Raw genomic sequence first — 17,411 nt, forward strand, 5'->3', positions numbered from 1 at the left:
AGGCAGCTCACAACGGTAATCTAGGACAGGTGAGCAATATATATGGGGAAATATTCTCGGTTCCGCAATTAGACCGGCTAGTTTATGCTGATCCGGGACGGATGCAGCCATATGGACGCACTCATGAACCGACAGTTCACTACGATTTATTTCGATCCCGTCGGCAACGCACAGTTTTTGAGTCACATCCCGAAGTTCATCGTCGCGAGGGACCATGGCTAACTCGACGGTCCGCCTCGAGCGCTCCACTCCGATTCTTCAGCGGGCGTATATCGTCATCGACGACAGCGTTGGTCTCTTCCTCGCAGAGAGACTGGCTTCACACGTCGAAACGATAGTCGTCAACGCAGATGACAAGACGGCGGCGAGCGCAGAGCGTGTCGATCTCGAGACCCGGCAAGCCGACGTAACGGATTCGCGCTCGCTCGCCCTCGCTGGCCTCTCGGACGCGGAATTGGTGATCGTCGCGTCCGAATCGGATGCGCGGAACATTCTCGTCGCGCAGATATGCCGGACGACGTTCGGCGTCACTGACATCGCCGTTCGCCTCTCCGATCCGCGCAACGCGAACGCGTTCAAAGATATCGACGTCGAGACGGTCTGCATAGCCTCAACGTTAACCGATGCGATCGTAACGCAATTGGGAATTTAATCAATGCCGAAAGAACTCGAGCGAGATCTCGGCCTATTCGCGGTAGTCGCTATTAGTATCGGCGCGATGATCGGCAGTGGTATCTTCATTCTCCCCGGGCTGGCGCTGAAGACGGCCGGGCCGGCGGTTATCCTCGCATACCTGCTTGCGGGCGTCCTCGTGGTGCCGGCCGCCCTGAGCAAGGCGGAGATGGCGACGGCGATGCCGGAAGCAGGTGGGACGTACATCTTCATCGAGCGTGGCATGGGGCCGCTGCTCGGAACGATCGCCGGCGTTGGGACGTGGTTTTCTCTGTCGTTCAAGGGTGCACTCGCGCTGGTCGGTGGCGTCCCCTATCTGTTATACCTATTCGACCTGCCGGTAAAGCCGGTCGCGCTCGCCTTGGCGACCGTACTCGTGCTCGTCAACATCGTCGGCGCGAAACAGACGGGGCGCTTGCAGATCGCCATCGTCGCGGTAATGTTGGCGGCGATGGTGTGGTTCGTCGTCGGCGGCTTTCCGTCGACCTCAAGCGGCCGCTACGGCGAGTTCTTCGCGAAGGGGGCAGACGGCCTCCTCGCCGCGACCGGGCTTGTCTTTGTGTCGTACGCGGGCGTGACCAAGGTAGCAAGCGTGGCCGAGGAAGTGGAGAACCCGGACCGAAACATCCCACTCGGGATTCTCGGCTCGCTTTTGTTCACGACACTCTTGTATGTCCTCATCGTCGTGGTGATGGTCGGCGTGACACCCCCTGAACTGTTGAGCGACTCATCGGTGCCGATGATCCACGCGGCTGAAGCAACGCTCGCGTGGCCGGGCGTGGTTGCCGTCATCATCGCGGCCGTCCTTGCGCTTATCAGTACGGCCAACGCGGGAATCCTCTCATCTTCGCGCTATCCATTTGCAATGGCCCGGGACGACCTCGCACCGCCGTCGTTGACGGCAATCCACGAGAAGTGGGGGACCCCTGTCCAGGCGATCACGCTCACTGGTGCCGTGATGTTGCTGCTCATCGCGTTTGTTCCGATCCTCCAGATTGCGAAATTGGCGAGTGCGTTCCAGATCGTCGTGTTCGCGCTGGTCAACGGCGCGGTTATCGCGTTCCGAGAGGGTGACGCCGAGGAGTACAATCCCAGTTTCACGTCACCCCTATATCCCTGGATGCAGCTCGCCGGCATCGCCGGCGGCTTCCTCCTCATTGGATACATGGGAACGATCCCGCTCGTCGGTGCCGCCGTTATCACGGCGGGATCGATGCTCTGGTACGCCTATTACGCTCGGAATCGCGTCCAGCGCGAGGGCGCAGCTACGGATGTCGTCCGGCGGACCGTCGGTCGAAAGGCCGTCGAACAGACGAAATCCATCTTCGATGCGAGCGACGGCTATGAGGTGCTCGTCGCGATCACCGAAGAGACGAGCGAGCGGCGAGAACAGACTCTGCTACGGATCGCCGCCGATATCGCCCGCGAAAACGACGGGAGCGTCACCGTCGTTCAATTCGACGAAGTTCCCGACCAGGTGTCGCTCCGACAGGCGTCGGAAACGAAGTCACCGGCGGACATCAAGTTCGAAGAGTGGACGGAACACCTTACTAAGGAGTTCGACGTGCCGGTCGCCTACGGGGAGATTGTCAGTCACGACGCGAAGCGAGCGATCGTCAACTTTGCCGACCACGAAGGAGCAGACTTCCTCCTGTTAGAGCGCAGTGACGAGCCGCTCTACGCCCCGATATTCGGGACGACCGTCGAGTGGATCACTCGGAACGCGCCGTGTGACGTTTTGCTTGTTGAGGATCGCGACGTAGAGCAGATTGACTCCGTCACGGTCGTCACCGATCGTGGCCCCTTCGATCCGCAGAAGATCACCGTCGCCAATGCGCTAGCGAGTGAAGCTGGAGGTCACATCGACCTAGTGTATCCGCTTGGGACCACAGCGACCGCAACCCAGCGCGGGACGGTAAACGAGTACCTCGCGGAACTCGAATCGCTCTGCTCGGTCCCCGTGAATCGTTCGATCATCGAAACCAACGACCCCGAGCGGGACTTCGTCTCCGTGACCACCGCCGACGAGATACTCGTCATCGGGACGGACGGCGGACGAATACGGGGAAACCTGTTTGGACGGCCGGCGGATCGGATCATCGACGGCGTCGATTGCACAGCAGTGCAAGTGAAGTCGAAACAAAACAAATCTGGTCTGCTCCGCCAACTTGTCGAACGTTTGGTGTTTTAACAGTGGTCGTCAGAAATAACATGCTAGTTATCGCTGAGTGTACCCGATGCGGTGAGCCGTTGGTTCAGCAGGCTGCCGAATTCACTAGGGGTGATGTATTTAAGTGTGAGAATGACGACTGTATCCGCATTTTGGCGGTATGTGACGTTGGCGAAAATTCTTATAGAATAATAATATGATTCCCGATAGACGGTAGGTTCGCAGACCTACCGAACGGTTGATTCAGTAGATTGGGCGTGAAACAAGCGAGGTCATCGTGCTGCATAGAGTCTCTACCTTGCAGGCTCCTGCTATAAGTTGTTGAGAATTTCAACAGAGCCGTGATCTGATGTTCTGCGGTTGACGACGACGAGACTTCCCGCGGATCTCGTCTATGACGGCCGACACATCGTAATAGGTGATAACTGGAAGGTCGGCGGCCTCACCGTGTTCAGTAAGGTGTTTCCTGGCTATGGAACCTAACGGTTCGAGAAGGGAGATCTGCTGGGGTTCTCGGCTCCGGAACACGGCATATGCCACTTTATCGGGTGGACCGTCTGGAGTCGTCTCCTTGCTCCTGTTCCAATAGCCGGAGTGCCCGCTGGGCATCTTCAGCAATCGGCAATTCCGATGCGGCAAGCCGGCGAAACAGTTCTTCGTGCTCTTCAAGAACGGTGACGAGGTCTGACCGATCCGGGTCGGAAGTCGTCTTTGCGGTCATTGTCACCGCCGTGCTGGTCCCTGACGTGGGCGATCTAATCCGTTTCTGTTCCACATCCCTGTGCATTGGTACCATGCCATTATGCTTAAGCATGTGGGTCACAACCTATACCATGGTGAAATAGCCTATGTCAGCAACCGATCCGTCCCGGCCGCGCGGGCTGTTGAACGAGCGGGAGCGCCGCTACCTGCTCGGGCAGACCGATATCGAGCCGAAATCCCAGGCTGAACGCGACATCCGGGCGACCATCCGAAACCGCGTGCGACACGCCATCCACGACTTTGCCCTCCTCTTCTACCAGCTGGAGGACCGGGATATCGAGCAGGTCTTCGATCCACGGGCGGACGATGTCGCCGAGATGCGAACGGCGCTCGAGGAGACGCTCGGATTGCTGTATCGGGCGACCATCAACTACCATCCGCCGTTCCCCTATCTTGCCAAAGAAGGGATTCAACGCGCCGAACAGACCCACTTCGACCGGTACGTGAAGGCCACAGTCGACGTCGAACCGACCGCGCCCGTCGACCCGACAGTCATCAAGGAGAAGGTCGAGGCACAACGGCCGCAGGACCTCACCGTCGAAGAGGCAGCCTGGATCGCCGAGACCATCGTTGCATCCGACGCCGTCTCGTTCACCGAGCTGAATCAGGCTCACGACCAGGTGCGCGACCAGCACGCCGGCCGCGACGATACATCCCCGTCTGGTGACACTGATCATGACTAACAGTGCAGCCCGCGGCCATGGCTGACCGGGACGATACTCCCCGGCCACGGGAAGTCGACCAGCTCCAGGAGTTGCTGGACCGGGTCGGGGAAGACGAGGACCGAAAAGACCGGCTGCTGCAGATCGCTGCCCTCGACCGGGAGACGTATACCGATCTGATGGATCTCTACCAGCGGCAGGCGGCACAGGTCGTTTCAAAGGATGTGTTCTACCCGTACGAGGCGATACCCGGTACCTTCCGTATCGGAACGGATCCTGACGGCCAGCCGATCGGGCTCACACACGACCAATTGAACGAACACCTGCTCTTGGTGGGAATGACCGGGAGCGGGAAGACGACCTTCTTCTACAACCTGATGGACACGTGCGCCGCGATGGACCTGCCGTACATGGTGTTCGACTTTAAGAACGACTATCGCCATCTGGCAGCGGAGCAGGACCTGCTGGTGATCAACTGGCGGGACTTCAAGTTCAACCCGTTGCAGCCACCGCCCGGCGTCCAGCCGGGAAAGTGGGGCGAGATCCTGGCGGACACGTTCGCTCACGCCACCGACCTCTTAATCGGTTCAGAAAGCTACTTCCTGGAACAACTGCGGCTGCTCTACAGTCTGTACGATGCCGATACCGCGACCGAGCACTGGCCGTCGGTATTCGAACTGCGGGATCTCGTGGCCGCGGACGAGATCACGAAGGCCTCACCCAAGTTCAAGTACAAGGAACGGGTCGCCAGCCGCTTATCGATGATGACCGGGTTCTCCGGCGATATCTTCGACTGTAGTACGGGCTACCCGCTCGCCGACCTGCTGGAGCGGAACGTCATCTTCGAACTGAAGGAACCGAACCAGTATGTGACCAACTTCGTGGTCGAAGCTCTTCTGACGTGGATCTTCTACTATCGGGACGCACACAGTCAGCGTCAGGAACTGCGGCATCTGATCATGTTTGACGAGGCCAAGCGTGTCTTCGACGTCAACCGCGGCCGGCAGCCCGCCTCCGGCTATCCACCGATCGACGACCTCGTGGGGAAAGTCCGCGAGTTCGGGGAGGGCCTGATCGTCGGCGACCACGAACCGTCGAAGTTGACGGACAGCCTCAAGGCGAACACGAACGCCAAGCTCTGGCTGACGCTGGGTAGCGGGACCGATATCACCGAGATGGCACGGACGTTCGGTCTGGAGCGGGACGAGACCGATTTCACCCGGACGATGGAGAAAGGGGAAGCCCTGTTCAAGCTGGCTGATCGGGAGCCCGTCCCGATTCATTTGCCGGACTACACCGTGGAGAAGACGCTGACCGAGGCGGACATCCGGGCACGCATGGAGAACGAGCTGGCGGCGCTCGAGTCCCAGGCGCGGTCCCGGCCTGACCGCTTCACGGAGTATCTCGGGATCCACGAGGAGGACCGCACGGATGATACCGCGGCTGTCGGCGAGGTCGCGGAAACCCTGCTCGCCAGCGTGATCGAGGCACCGTTCCTGTCGATGGCGAAACGGTACGACGCGATCGATGTCGACTCGAAGAAAGGGACGCAGGCGAAGAACGAGTTGCTGACACTGGGACTGGTGCGGGAAGTCGAGGTGGCGACCGGGACGCCGGGACGGAACCCAAAGCTGCTGGAACTCACCGCAGAGGGCCGAACAGTGCTCGAAGACCGTGACTACGATGTTGAGGACACCGGCCGACGGGGGATCGAACACCGGTACTGGCAACAGCAGATCGCGGACTACTACGCCGACCGGGGATTCACGACGGAGACCGAGTTCTCCATCGGGACCCAGCGGATCGACGTGTACGCCGTGCAGGGGAACGAAGCGGTTGCGATTGAGGTCGCCCGCAGCCCGGAACACGAAGTAGACAACATCAAGAAATGTCTCGACTACGATGTCAACCAGGTGCAAGTCGCATACCTCGAGGAACACGTCAAAGACCGGATAGAATCCGCGGTTCGTGAGGACCTGGGCCATATTCCAGGCCGAGTTGAATTCATGCCGGTATCATCCTTCACCTAGCCAGATCATACGGATACTGAGCCCGGCGATTGATTATTTCCGGGAGTGAAAATAAACCTCACACCCATATTCGAATGCGTCATTGAAAGAAATACAGAGGTGGAATAATAGTCCCTCTAAGGTTGTTTAGTGCATTCATTCAAATGCAGCCGATTATTTTCCCATACTGCGGTTTCAGGATCCTCCATAGGCGGTCTAATTGGTTCTCGTGATTCTTGCGCTGCCGAATAGAGAAGGGGAGGAAAAGAAGAAAAGAGAGGGAGAAAAGGGAGGAGAGAAGAATGGTAAGGAAAGGGAGAGGAGGGAGGGAGCGAGGAGAGGGGGGAGTACTGATCGGGGGACGTGGTTGCCGATCAGCGAAGGGAGGGGGGGTGACGCGCCGCGAGGGAGAGGGGGCGGTCATACCAAGAGGGGTAGGACGATGCGTTCACTCATCGCGTGGTGATTGAACCGGAGTAGGATACGAAAAGGGGGCTAAAAGGGAGAACAGTGCCCGAGACCGGGCGTGTTCGGGGGGCGCATGCAGTGGTCTGAGACGGGAGGATGGACAGGGTGACGAGACTGCAAGCAACGCGTCCCGGGCGTTTGGCGGCGGTTGCTTTGTGCAGTGGGAGGGGCAGGAGGTGACGGTGGCGGGATGCACCGTCTCCGGTGAAGGTGGTGTTTGCGGCTGTGAGCAGCAGCGGGCCGGGGGGGCGCTGGAACGGCGCGGGGTTGTTTAACCGGAGCGGCAGAGAAGGAGGGCGGCGGAGGCGAAAAGCCGCCGCGGGGAGTGGGTGTATGGTGGTACGCAGGAGAGTTGATGGACGGTGAGGGGGATGCATATCTGGAGTAAAGGGGGAACGGTGGTGGCGCCGCGGGAGGCAAGGGAAGGGACAGAGAGGGCGGGGGCGGAAGGAGAGCAGTGAAGCCGGGAAACGTGTGAGCAAGGGGGATCCGGTGCCCGTGATTCACTTATCAGGGGAGAGGGTCTGTAAGGTCTGAATGTGGAGGATGGGTGGGGGAGCGGTGGACGGAATATACGCGGGGCTTCTGCGGTGGGAGCAGTGGCGGGAGATCGTCGCTCTGTGTCTATTGCGGCGAGGGGTGCGGGCAAGACCCACGGACGGGCCTCGGGAGCGACCGCGTGTCATGTGGTTCGTTCCATCGCGACCCCAGCAGGTGGGAGACTGGTGGTTCGCGATGGACTTCACACACATTCCAGCGGTTCTTAAGGCCGAGGCCCAGTGGGTCTGCTGGCGTACCGAGGACCGCGATGGCGAGGCGACGAAGGTGCCAATTGACGCGCAAACCGGTGTATACGCGAGCGTGGCGGAGCCGGCGACGTGGGCGGACTTCGCGACGGCGCGGGAGTACGCCCGTGAGGTGGACGGTATCGCGGGGATCGGGTTCGTGTTTACGGCGGCCGATCCGTATGCAGGCGTGGATCTCGATGCCTGCCGTGATCTGGCGACGGGCGAAGTCGAGGACTGGGCGATCGATGTCTTGCGGCGGCTGGACTCGTACACGGAGCGGAGTCCGAGCGGCACCGGCTTCCACGTGCTCGTGCAGGGTGCGGTACCGGCCGGTGGGCACCGGGCGGGGCAACTGGAGCTGTATGATCGTAACCGGTACTTTACGGTGACGGGTGACCGGGTGCCGGGTGCGCCGACGGTGGTTGCGGTGCGTGATGTGGAGTTGCGGGCGGTTCACGCGGAGTATATCGCCTCGTCCGGGAAAGCGGATGACACGGCGACCAGGGGAGACGCGGTGACGGCGCGGGCGACGGACGTGGATCTCTCGGACGAGGCGTTGCTCGAGCGGGCGATGAACGCGGCGAACGGGGAGAAGTTCCGGCGGCTCTGGGCCGGTGATACGTCGGGGTATCCGAGCCATTCGGAGGCGGATCTGGCGTTGTGCAGCCTACTGGCGTTCTGGACGGGCGGCGATGCAGAGCGGATTGAACGCCTGTTCGACCGGAGCGGCCTGGTGCGGGAGAAGTGGCGGGAGCGGCCTGACTACCGGCGGCGGACGATTCGGACGGCGATCCGAGGCTGCGGTGCCTTCTACAATCCCGGTACGGAGGAGTAAGGCATGTGCCTCGCTGCTCTGCCTATCGTGGCCCCGGATGTAGGGGGAGAGATCCCCAAGGGCCGTGTTCGCCGGGAACGTGACCGTGTGTGTTGAGCGGGATTTGCGGTGTTACGGCTACCGCGCAGTGCGGTAGAAGAGGGCAAATTTGTTTCCTAGAGACTATCCAGATATCGCATAGATGCATGAAAAGCTATGATGTTTTGTGGCGGACACAAGCGTATGGCCGGGACTGATCCGCAACGTGACCGTGGCCGTGTGGATGACCGGGATCGGTCAGTGGCGGGGACGGTGACGTTTGCGACGGGGGAGCCGGGCCGATATGCAAGACTTCATCGGGGCGTATTTTTCTTTATCGGGGTGTTCACTGGTGGTTTGGGACTGATATTTCTGTTTGCTTCGGGCGGGGGATCGCTCACGCGGGAAGCGGTGGCGTTTCTGGGGCTGGTGGGAAGTACAGTGGTGAGTTGGTATGGTGTTGGCCAGGGATATGCGGTGGCGGCGGTGCCAGGAGTGGTTGCTGCGGTTCTCAGTCTCGTGTTAGGTATTTGGATGGTGATGTTGGCGGTTGTTGAACTGGGTGCTGTGTTCGTAGTGATGGGTGTGACCGCCGCGATGACGAGCGTGGCGGCGTGGATGGAGTTGCTTGCTAATCCGGAAGCCGAGGACGGAGCAGCGGTGCCGTGACGAGAGAGGGGGGGAGACCGGGGGCGAATCCTGTGGCCGTAGCACTAACGTGGTTCGAGGTTCCCACTCCTGTTCACGATTGGCGGAGAGATCTGCACGCGGAACGTGCTTCTTGGCTGGTTTGCATGGTTGACTCTCACTGGCAAAGGGAGGAGCCGGTAGTACGATTGTTGTTCGTTACCAAGTAGTATATATTGGTATGGGGGGACGTGCCGGGAACGGAGAGGCCGGGCAATGGGGACGGGAGAATGCGATAGTGGTGGCTGTGCAGGATGATATCGATCACGGCGTATCGGTCTACGATGCGGTGTTCCGGCGGCAGCGGGACCGGTTCGGGGAGGCGTTTGTCGCAGAGTATCTCAGTGAGGTGGCGACCCATATGGCGGTCCAGGTCGTGCGGGCGTTCGAGGCGCACGACCGGAAGCAGTACGCGCGGTGTGCCCGGGCGTTCGGGGAGGTGTACATGTTTCTGTGTCCGGTGGCGGCGACGGAAGCGCATGCTGCGGGTGCCGGGTACGCGTTGGCGTTGAAGCAGCATGACGTGATCGAGGACGGGGTAGACGCGGTAACCGCGGACGACCCGATCACCACGTGGTATCGCGAGGCCACGACAGATGGGCCGGTGCGGGCGCGAGCGATCCTCGAGCATCCGTACTGGAACGCGGTTCTGTGCGGGTTCGAACTGGTGGCTGATTTTCTGGGCTTGCCGAACGTGTATGCGGTGGAACAGACCGAGTTTTTCCGGTACCATACGGCGGCATATGAGGCCCGGGACCGGGCGGCGGTGCGGAACCAGGAATTGGAAGAGAAGGCGATGGTGCACGCAAAACGAGCGCAGAAGACCAAGTTCGGTGTCTTTATCGATGATGCGAAAACGCTTGAAGCGATCGCGGAGCGATACTTGGCGGCAGTCCGATCGCACGACACTCACACGATGGCCGAGCAGGAGACGAACATCGGCCGGATGACCTGTGTCTATGACCGGGTGTTGGCCAACGTCGTTGGGGGCGGAGCCGCTTGCGTGGTGAGTGTCTAGTATCGATGATACAGCGTAGGCCTAGGAGAATAGGTTAGAGGTTTGAAGAGGATCTGTTCTAGCAGTCCGTTTAAGAGGGGAGATGAGGTTTGAGCGGGGCATTGCCGGAACAAGGATCATCTCCGGATTCGCATTCGCCCTGTTCGGATCTTGAAGCAGGTGTCAATCGATCTCTTTTGAGACGGAAACTGCCTGTTCTCCATCACGGTTCCATCAGACCGTGGTTTGGAACTATCGAGTGGAAATTTAATGGTTTTCTTCGAAAGGGGTCGGATGGTGAATGAGGTGGCTGATGTTGAAACGGTCTATACGACTATTTTGACTGCGGACTACAATGAAGAACAGGATACGTTTGATGTTGTTCTTCATTACCAGGAAGAACTGCCAGCAGAGCCGTCCAAGCCAATATGTGGGTGGTATCCGGTCGGTCCATTAGCCGCTCAACTGGAGGGGAAGCGAGAGACGGCGTTCTCGGCCTATGGTATACCGTACGACTTGATCGTGTATAATGCGATGAGAGGTGTGTTTGACGAACTGCTGGGCCGCGGGACGCTCTGGACGACATGGTTGGAGGAGGAAGGATACGGGGAGTTCGTTCACCGGCTCAGTGAGGCAGAGAAGGCGGGTGAAGTATATCTTCTGGGAAGGAGGGACAAGGTCTCAGAGGCGGTGATTCGGGATGAAGCGTGTGCCTATCTTCATGAGGCTCGGGAACAACAATGGACAGATGGAGAGAGCCTGCGCTCCTTCTAGCCGGTTCTCCGGCGGGCACGACTTGCCGCCAAGTGGTCCTCGCCCGGCACGTCCGTCGCAACGAAGTCGTCTACGACTGCTGCTGTTTTCCCGAAATAATCTTCCCAGTCTGCGGCACCTGCCATGTTCTTCGTGTGTCGTTTGAGAACGGCGTCCCAGGCGCAGTTGCCTTGCCGAGGATCGTGGCGTTCGCTACAAAACGGACAGTGGAGAGGCGTCCGAATCCCGTTGACCGACTGTCCAATCGCTTGATTGAGCATGTTCTGTGCGGCAAATGTGTCACAGAATACATGGAAATACCGCCGTCCTCCGATGAGTGTCGTGCTTAAATAGGGGTTGGGCAGGTAGCACAGCGGCTGGGTATACTCCGTGCAGAGGATCACACAGCCGCAGTGGCCGTATGCCAGGGCTGCATCACACAGGATTTCTTGGGTGACGAATGGCTGGGACAGGAACCGGTCGTCATGGATGAGGTTCTCGTACCGTGTGTACAGCGACGGTGTCCGCCGTGCAGGCGCATCGAGCAGTGGGAGGGAGACACTGTTGCGGCAGCCGAGCGCAGTATCAATCGCCAGTTCCTGGATACAGTCATTGAAGAGGGTGAAGAAGCGCTGACGGTAGGCATCGGTCATCACGTAGTGGTGCAACCCATCGTCCCAGGTCATATCGGCATCGGTGACCGTGAGGGAGACCGCCTCGGTGTCGTCTATTAAGGTATTGAAAACCTCTTCAAATCGGTCTTCAAAATCGATGGCGGCGATCCTCTCTGCACGCGTTGCTGCTGCGGCCTCCATATCGGGCAGCGGTATATTCAGTGCCAGAAAAGCAGCATATAATGGGACCAGCGGTGTCCCGTACCGGGCCGCCAATTGGTGCAGTTTCGCGTCTAACGTAGTGCTGACCGGGTCACGCCCCATAAACTCGTGTTGTATGATATTTCTTCCGAACGCCATCCACTGCTTGACAAGAGGTGTCTCTGGCCCGGGATCAAAGCAGTCGAATATCGTTTGTACCAGGTACTGGTCTCTGGCCTCCATGAGGTCTGCGCAGTTGCGGTAGATTGCTTCACATGCCCGTTCGTTGTGGACGATCCTTTCTTTCGCGGTCGAAATATCTTCACGCTCGTTGATGAGCGCTCGGAAGGCCTCGCGGCTGTCGTGTTCAAGCCACGCCATGGTCCGAACATGGCCTGAAGATGCGTGTCGGAAGTGTTCGACTTCTTCCGGCAAACCACAGAACGCGTACGACCAGCTTCGCACCGGGTCTTCGTACGTGCCTGCCTTGACCTTGAGCACGCTCATTGACGGAACCGCGCGTGCCTGCTCACTTCCGGTGGGAAACGATCGGTGACCTGTCCTAACAGTCATTCTTCCTGGTTTGTCGTTTCTTTCCAGATGTCAACCACTTCCTCAGCAGAGAGAGTCGACTCTGATGCAAAGCTCCGCAACTGCTCTCGTTCGGTCTTAGTCAGGCCGAGTTCTTCGGCAACCGCTTCCCCGGTCTCAGTAAGGGAGTATAACGTCATGCGGCGGCTTCCCTCCGTCCTATCCACGATCGTATCGGTCAGGGCCCGCAGGTTTTGGTAGAAGTTTTCCTTCGTCGTATCCGTCCGGGGATCAATGCGGTCATAGATTTCGGACGGTCGTAAGTGACCGTCAGTGGACAGTTCGCGAACGATCTCCTCACGCACCTTTGATTTCCGTACTTCGACAATCGCGGTCTCCAGATTATCTGGCATAGGTATGAGGGAATTGTGGCGGGATCGCGGTTGAACTATCTCTAGAACAGAGTGGCACCCAACCGAGAATAAAGTTTATGGTCCTTGCTAACGTCTCCCTCACTTAATGAAGTGAGACTAAATCGAGGATCACCCTAGAGATGGGTCGGCCCAGCCAGTCCCTGCGCGGAGAGGGACAGAGGGGCCCTGACGATGTTCCAGTGGCACGGAGCGAAACCTGATCCCGTCCCATGGCCCAACACCGACTTCACCGGGAGATCGCAGTCCTCGAACACCAATTCGAGGTCCACTACGAGCCGGCAGCGCGGACGGTGGTCGTCACCGACCTGGCGCTCCCTGACGGATTTACGCCGAGCACTGTCGAGATCCGGATCCGACTCCCGGAGCACTGGCCGGCAACGCCACCCCACATCGAACTGCCGTGGACAGTCCGCTACAACGGGCTCGTCCCGCGGCGCTGGCTCATCGATACCCGGTGGCTCGTCCGAGCAAGTCACCTCGGTGATCCGTTCGTGTACTACCCGGAGGCGACCAGTCTGCCCGCGGCGGTCAACGAGGTCGTCGACGACTGTGCGGCGTGCACGGATACGCCGGCTATGGACACGGAAACAGACAATCAACATGCGGAGAGAGACCAATGACAGAAAACAAGCAAGTGAGCGTGACGATGCCGGGAAGCGGGAAAACACAGGGAGTGACGGTCCAGCCGGGTGATCGGCCACGGGACGTGCTGGCGCGGACGGTCGACACCGACCCGGATGGCTACAGCCTCCGAAGCGGGAGCGGCACCGCGTTCGACCCAGACACGAACGTCTTCAAGGCCGTCGACGACGGCGATGTCCTCTACGGATCATCCCCGATGGTCGTCGGGACCGCGGGCACCTGCCCCAGCGGGGTCCATCGACCGTGATCACCATGTCACACCGTCGCTGTTCACGCACCGGGACGCACCGACCAGCAGGGTGCCGGGAGCACACCCGGCGGCCGGAGGTGAGGTAGATGGAAGACGTCCTCGTTGTCCTGTTGGTCGGCGGCGGCATCCTCCTCCTCACGTTCCTCAGCGACGTCGCCCAGCACGCAAGACGGTCGATAACCACGTCCTCTGCATCAGCACCGACCGCGCCGACTGCAACGGAGGCAGGTGCGTCCTCACAGGGCACTGATGCCGCGTTTGCGGATCCGAAGGATATGCCGTACTACCTCGCGCAGCGGGGCTGGAAGCAGGTCAGCGACAAGCCGGAACGCTACATCGGGCAATACCAGACAGGCGGCAAATCGATGGACGGCGGACTGCAGCGGACAGCGAGCGGTCGCCGCAAGTTCTACGTGCATGACCCGCCGCGGACGTTCGTACGCCGGGCGCGACGGGGCCGATGTCTGGCCGACCGCCCGCACCTGGCCGACAACGTGTACGAGGTACATTTCGATGCGGCACCGGACTCGTTCGGGGACGGCATCGACCACATCGAAGCCATGCTGGAGGGAGCATCATGATCCGCCGGCTCTGGCGCCATGCAGAAACAGAGCCGGCGCAACCAGCGGCGGGCGACACCGCCGATCAGGCAGCGCGGGACACAGACGGACAGCGATACGCCCGGCGCCTGATCGCGGCGGAGCTCGAGACGGCGGAAGACGCGTTCACCACGCGGTGGGAGAACGAGGCCGACCTGCCGGGAAGCATCGACGCGTTGAAACGGTGGCACGCCTGGCGGACGGCGCTCGCCTGTCTCGAGCAGGCCGAGACACCCGGGGTGACGTTCCACGTCGACGGAGTCGTGCTCGCAGACTGTTACACGGCGGTGTGTACCGCGCCGGACACGGAGACGCTGACGTACCTGACCGGATTGACAATCGAGCCGACCGTTCGGACCCTCAACCGGTGTCTCCGGGTCGACCACATAGAACAGTCCCGGGGCGGTGCAGCGGCCGATCCCGATGACTCGTTCGCGGTCCTGCAGGAACTGGACGCGACCGGCCGGCGGCTCATGGCGTACTGTCACAATCATCCCGGCCGCGGCGCGGCGGCGACAGCGCCGTCATCGACCGATCGCCGCTGCCAGCACCGACTGGAAGCCGCCGGCTACGACGTGATCGGTATCATCATGACGCGGGACGGCTACGTCCGCTGTTTCAGCAACGACCTCGACTTCACTGTGAACCTTCATGGGAACCATGTCCAAGAAATCCGACCACACCTCTTCCGACTCGACGAACCCGTTCGCACCGGATCACTCGGCCACGCGGCCTGAAACGTACATCGCCACGGCCGTGACGCCGGACCGGCCCGACCAGGCCGGGGTGACCGACCGCCAGGAACGGATCCCCGGATTCGACCAGTCCACGGTATCAGGGGCGACGGTGCTTCTCGTGGGCGCCGGCGGGGTTGGCGGCCTCGTCGGACGCTACCTCACCTGGAAAGGCGTCGGCACCCTCGAGATCCTGGACGAAGACATCGTCGACTATGCGAACCTGTCTCGACAGCCGTACCGGGACGCGGATGTCGGCCGGAACAAGGCGGTCGCACTGGCCCGGCTGCTGGCACAGGACGGGGCCTGCGACGCCATCATCACGGGATATCCATATCACTTCGAGGACGCGGTCGCACTCGGCTACACGTTCGACCCTGATATCGTCGTCTGCTGCCCGGACAACGATATGGCGCGACTGGCGGTCGCCGCCCGGTTCTACGGCGAGACCCCGGTCGTCATCACCGGCCTCGACGACGAGGCGAACGGCGGCTACGTCTTCGTCCAGGACCCGGACAGTGCCTGCTTCCAGTGCTTCCGGCCGGACGCCGGTGGCGCCGGTGCGTGTCCCGGAGCCCCGGCCGTCGTCGATCCCGCGCTGGTCATCGCCGGGCTCGCCCTGTACGCGGTCGACTCGACGCTCATGGACCGGGCCCGAACCTGGGACGTCACTGAACTCTGGCTGTCCGGGGAGCTTCCCCCGGTCGTGGCGACCGTCGACCAGCGGCCTGACTGCACCCTCTGTGGAGGTGGGTGACCGTGGCAACCGGTGCTCAGTCAGGACTGATGGACTGTGGGCACAGCGGGGAGTGGGAGTTCACCGGGATCTGCCGGTACGATGCGTGTGCCGCCAAAACCTGTCCCGAATGTACCTGTATCTGTCAGCAGTGTGGACGTACGCTCTGCCCGGATCATCAGGTCTGGCTGGATGACCGGCGGCGAGTGTTCTGTCCGAGTCACAGTACGCGGTACGTGCTCCTGAAAGTGGCACGGAAACTCCTGTTCGGAGGGGGATAAGCGATGGGCGAGGAGTTCACGAAAGACCATATTAAGAAGTTCGGGGCGCGCGGGGCACCGGTCTACGAGCAGGAGAAGTCCAAGACGGACCTCGATGATCTCACTACCCGGGTGGTCGAGACCGGGCACCCGTTCTGTACGTGTGGGGCACCGATTTCGGCCGTGACCGATGCGCCGCCGGCGGTCTACCGGTGTACGCGGTGCGAGCTGATCTCCTGTCAGCGCTGTGTGATACGGATGCGGAGACAGTCGCTTTGCCCGACTTGTGCGCGACGGGAGTACGTGGACAAGCGGACGTTCTTGGCGCTGACCTTCCTCGACAAGGGGGTGATGGAGCCGGACGACCTGGTGACCGTTGAGACGGTCGGGGACGAGCCGGTCGAAGTCACGATCGATCCCGCGACGAATCCCTTGTTCGAGAACGACTATCTGACCGACGACGGCCAGTTGTCGTACAAGGGGCAAGAGGCTGCCGCCGTTGGCAGACAGCTCTACGGCGACGACGCAGACATTCAAGCGGTCATGGGTCAGCTCCGGATCCAGGAGGTGGTCAACCGATGAGGGGGACGTTCGTCTTCCCCGGGACTGACACCGACTTCATCCAACTCATCGAGCTCCGGGGCAACAACGGGGCGCAGGACGACGTCGAGACGGTGTTCGTGCTGACGGGGGAGACGTACTACGTGCCGACCCGGCTGTTCGCGTTCGACGATCCAACGCATTACCGAGAGGCGACACCGACAGCGGTCGATATCGATAACCGGGCTGTGGCACAGACCATCGCCGACTTTTATGAGGAGCGAGTGGGTCCCCGGCTTGTTGCGCGATTTCATACCCATCCCGGTGGCAACCCGATGCCGAGTACGAAGGATAAACGGAACGCCGCCAAGAAGCAACGCGTGTTCGACCGGTACTTCGACGATTATGAACTGTTCCTCGGGATTCACGTCCTCGGGGAGCCGTGTGATCTCGATCCGGACTGGCTCCGCCGCCCGGAGCAGACCGCCACAAACGCGGTCTCGTGGCGGGGCGAACACCGCACGCATACACTTGCCCTCTATAACGGGAGGTATGAGTCCCGCTCCGTGGTCGTGGGATGACCCACCCGGGGCGGCCATGCACGTGTCCCGCAGTGCCCGGCCGGACCGGGGAGGCCGGTAATGCTTGAGCTGCTGTTCACCCTCGTCCTGTTTGCCGCCGTAGTAGCCGTCATCTATAACGTGTACCGGGAAGTGGTGCTTGCCGGCGCGCTGCTCATCACGGTCTGGGAGGCCGTCCAAGTCATGGGACCGAACCCCGTCTTCGCCGTCGCGGTCCTTGTCATCGTGGCACTGTTCTGCCTCTTCAGCGAGGCGATGGCCGGAAGGGACCAGGAGTCGACATCGCTGACCGTCTTGCTGGACGATCTCTTGACCGCGCGTGACGATCCACCGGGTGAAGGACCACGCCGAATCTGGACGGATGAAGAGGATGAGACATCCGACAATGACGAGCGGTGACGCCCGGGTCGCACCCGTCCCCGTACGATGCCGGCCGGCATCCGAACCAGGGCCTTCCCTGACCGGTTT

Annotated in this window: 18 protein-coding genes; 16 read left to right on the top strand and 2 right to left on the bottom strand. The window is 60.8% G+C overall.

Annotation, left to right across the window (positions count from 1 at the left end; translation table 11 throughout):
- Window positions 1-214: 214 nt before the first annotated feature.
- The 8 genes from NDO75_RS17700 to NDO75_RS17735 all read left to right on the top strand — a co-directional run bounded on the left by NDO75_RS17700 (window position 215) and on the right by NDO75_RS17735 (window position 10,842).
- A complete protein-coding gene (locus tag NDO75_RS17700; protein ID WP_310907937.1) occupies window positions 215-652 on the top strand; it encodes an NAD-binding protein in 438 nt (145 codons plus the stop codon).
- 3 nt (window positions 653-655) lie between these two features.
- Window positions 656-2,863 carry an amino acid permease gene (locus NDO75_RS17705; RefSeq protein WP_310907938.1) on the top strand — a complete coding sequence of 736 codons (2,208 nt, stop codon included), beginning with the start codon at window positions 656-658 and terminating at the stop codon, window positions 2,861-2,863.
- 827 nt (window positions 2,864-3,690) lie between these two features.
- A complete protein-coding gene (locus tag NDO75_RS17710; RefSeq protein WP_310907939.1) occupies window positions 3,691-4,287 on the top strand; it encodes a hypothetical protein in 597 nt (198 codons plus the stop codon).
- Between the two features lie 17 nt (window positions 4,288-4,304).
- Window positions 4,305-6,296, top strand: coding sequence for a DUF87 domain-containing protein (locus tag NDO75_RS17715; protein ID WP_310907940.1), 1,992 nt, complete (start codon window positions 4,305-4,307; stop codon window positions 6,294-6,296).
- 1,182 nt (window positions 6,297-7,478) lie between these two features.
- Window positions 7,479-8,366: a hypothetical protein gene (locus NDO75_RS17720; protein WP_310907941.1), complete on the top strand. Its 888-nt coding sequence runs from the start codon at window positions 7,479-7,481 to the stop codon at window positions 8,364-8,366.
- 222 nt (window positions 8,367-8,588) lie between these two features.
- Complete coding sequence (locus tag NDO75_RS17725; RefSeq protein ID WP_310907942.1) at window positions 8,589-9,053, top strand: hypothetical protein; 465 nt, start codon at window positions 8,589-8,591, stop codon at window positions 9,051-9,053.
- Between the two features lie 199 nt (window positions 9,054-9,252).
- On the top strand, window positions 9,253-10,089 hold the full coding sequence (locus tag NDO75_RS17730) for a hypothetical protein (protein ID WP_310907943.1): 837 nt from the start codon (window positions 9,253-9,255) through the stop codon (window positions 10,087-10,089).
- 249 nt (window positions 10,090-10,338) lie between these two features.
- Window positions 10,339-10,842: a hypothetical protein gene (locus NDO75_RS17735; RefSeq protein WP_310907944.1), complete on the top strand. Its 504-nt coding sequence runs from the start codon at window positions 10,339-10,341 to the stop codon at window positions 10,840-10,842.
- Here NDO75_RS17735 and NDO75_RS17740 read toward each other — a convergent pair.
- Both NDO75_RS17740 and NDO75_RS17745 read right to left on the bottom strand, forming a co-directional pair.
- Window positions 10,839-12,143 (bottom strand): hypothetical protein, encoded by a 1,305-nt coding sequence (locus NDO75_RS17740; RefSeq protein WP_310907945.1) that lies wholly within the window; start codon window positions 12,141-12,143, stop codon window positions 10,839-10,841. The genes NDO75_RS17735 and NDO75_RS17740 overlap by 4 nt on opposite strands.
- A 62-nt stretch (window positions 12,144-12,205) precedes the next feature.
- Window positions 12,206-12,580 carry a hypothetical protein gene (locus NDO75_RS17745; protein WP_310907946.1) on the bottom strand — a complete coding sequence of 125 codons (375 nt, stop codon included), beginning with the start codon at window positions 12,578-12,580 and terminating at the stop codon, window positions 12,206-12,208.
- 230 nt (window positions 12,581-12,810) lie between these two features.
- Between NDO75_RS17745 and NDO75_RS17750 the strand changes: the two genes are divergently transcribed.
- The 8 genes from NDO75_RS17750 to NDO75_RS17785 all read left to right on the top strand — a co-directional run bounded on the left by NDO75_RS17750 (window position 12,811) and on the right by NDO75_RS17785 (window position 17,342).
- On the top strand, window positions 12,811-13,221 hold the full coding sequence (locus NDO75_RS17750) for a hypothetical protein (protein WP_310907947.1): 411 nt from the start codon (window positions 12,811-12,813) through the stop codon (window positions 13,219-13,221).
- On the top strand, window positions 13,218-13,490 hold the full coding sequence (locus NDO75_RS17755; protein ID WP_310907948.1) for a hypothetical protein: 273 nt from the start codon (window positions 13,218-13,220) through the stop codon (window positions 13,488-13,490). Before NDO75_RS17750 ends, NDO75_RS17755 begins: the two co-directional genes overlap by 4 nt.
- A gap of 89 nt (window positions 13,491-13,579) precedes the next feature.
- The gene (locus tag NDO75_RS17760) at window positions 13,580-14,074 is read left to right on the top strand and encodes a hypothetical protein (RefSeq protein WP_310907949.1); all 495 of its coding nucleotides are present in this window, start codon (window positions 13,580-13,582) and stop codon (window positions 14,072-14,074) included.
- Window positions 14,071-14,829, top strand: a complete 759-nt coding sequence (locus NDO75_RS17765; protein ID WP_310907950.1) for a Mov34/MPN/PAD-1 family protein — start codon at window positions 14,071-14,073, stop codon at window positions 14,827-14,829. Before NDO75_RS17760 ends, NDO75_RS17765 begins: the two co-directional genes overlap by 4 nt.
- The gene (locus NDO75_RS17770) at window positions 14,753-15,583 is read left to right on the top strand and encodes a ThiF family adenylyltransferase (RefSeq protein WP_310907951.1); all 831 of its coding nucleotides are present in this window, start codon (window positions 14,753-14,755) and stop codon (window positions 15,581-15,583) included. Before NDO75_RS17765 ends, NDO75_RS17770 begins: the two co-directional genes overlap by 77 nt.
- 263 nt (window positions 15,584-15,846) lie before the next feature.
- A complete protein-coding gene (locus NDO75_RS17775) occupies window positions 15,847-16,404 on the top strand; it encodes a hypothetical protein (protein WP_310907952.1) in 558 nt (185 codons plus the stop codon).
- Complete coding sequence (locus NDO75_RS17780) at window positions 16,401-16,943, top strand: Mov34/MPN/PAD-1 family protein (protein ID WP_310907953.1); 543 nt, start codon at window positions 16,401-16,403, stop codon at window positions 16,941-16,943. Before NDO75_RS17775 ends, NDO75_RS17780 begins: the two co-directional genes overlap by 4 nt.
- A gap of 60 nt (window positions 16,944-17,003) precedes the next feature.
- A complete protein-coding gene (locus NDO75_RS17785) occupies window positions 17,004-17,342 on the top strand; it encodes a hypothetical protein (protein WP_310907954.1) in 339 nt (112 codons plus the stop codon).
- Window positions 17,343-17,411: the final 69 nt, after the last annotated feature.

The sequence above is a fragment of the Natrinema sp. 1APR25-10V2 genome (assembly GCF_031626495.1).
In the GTDB taxonomy this organism is placed as follows: Archaea; Halobacteriota; Halobacteria; order Halobacteriales; family Natrialbaceae; genus Natrinema.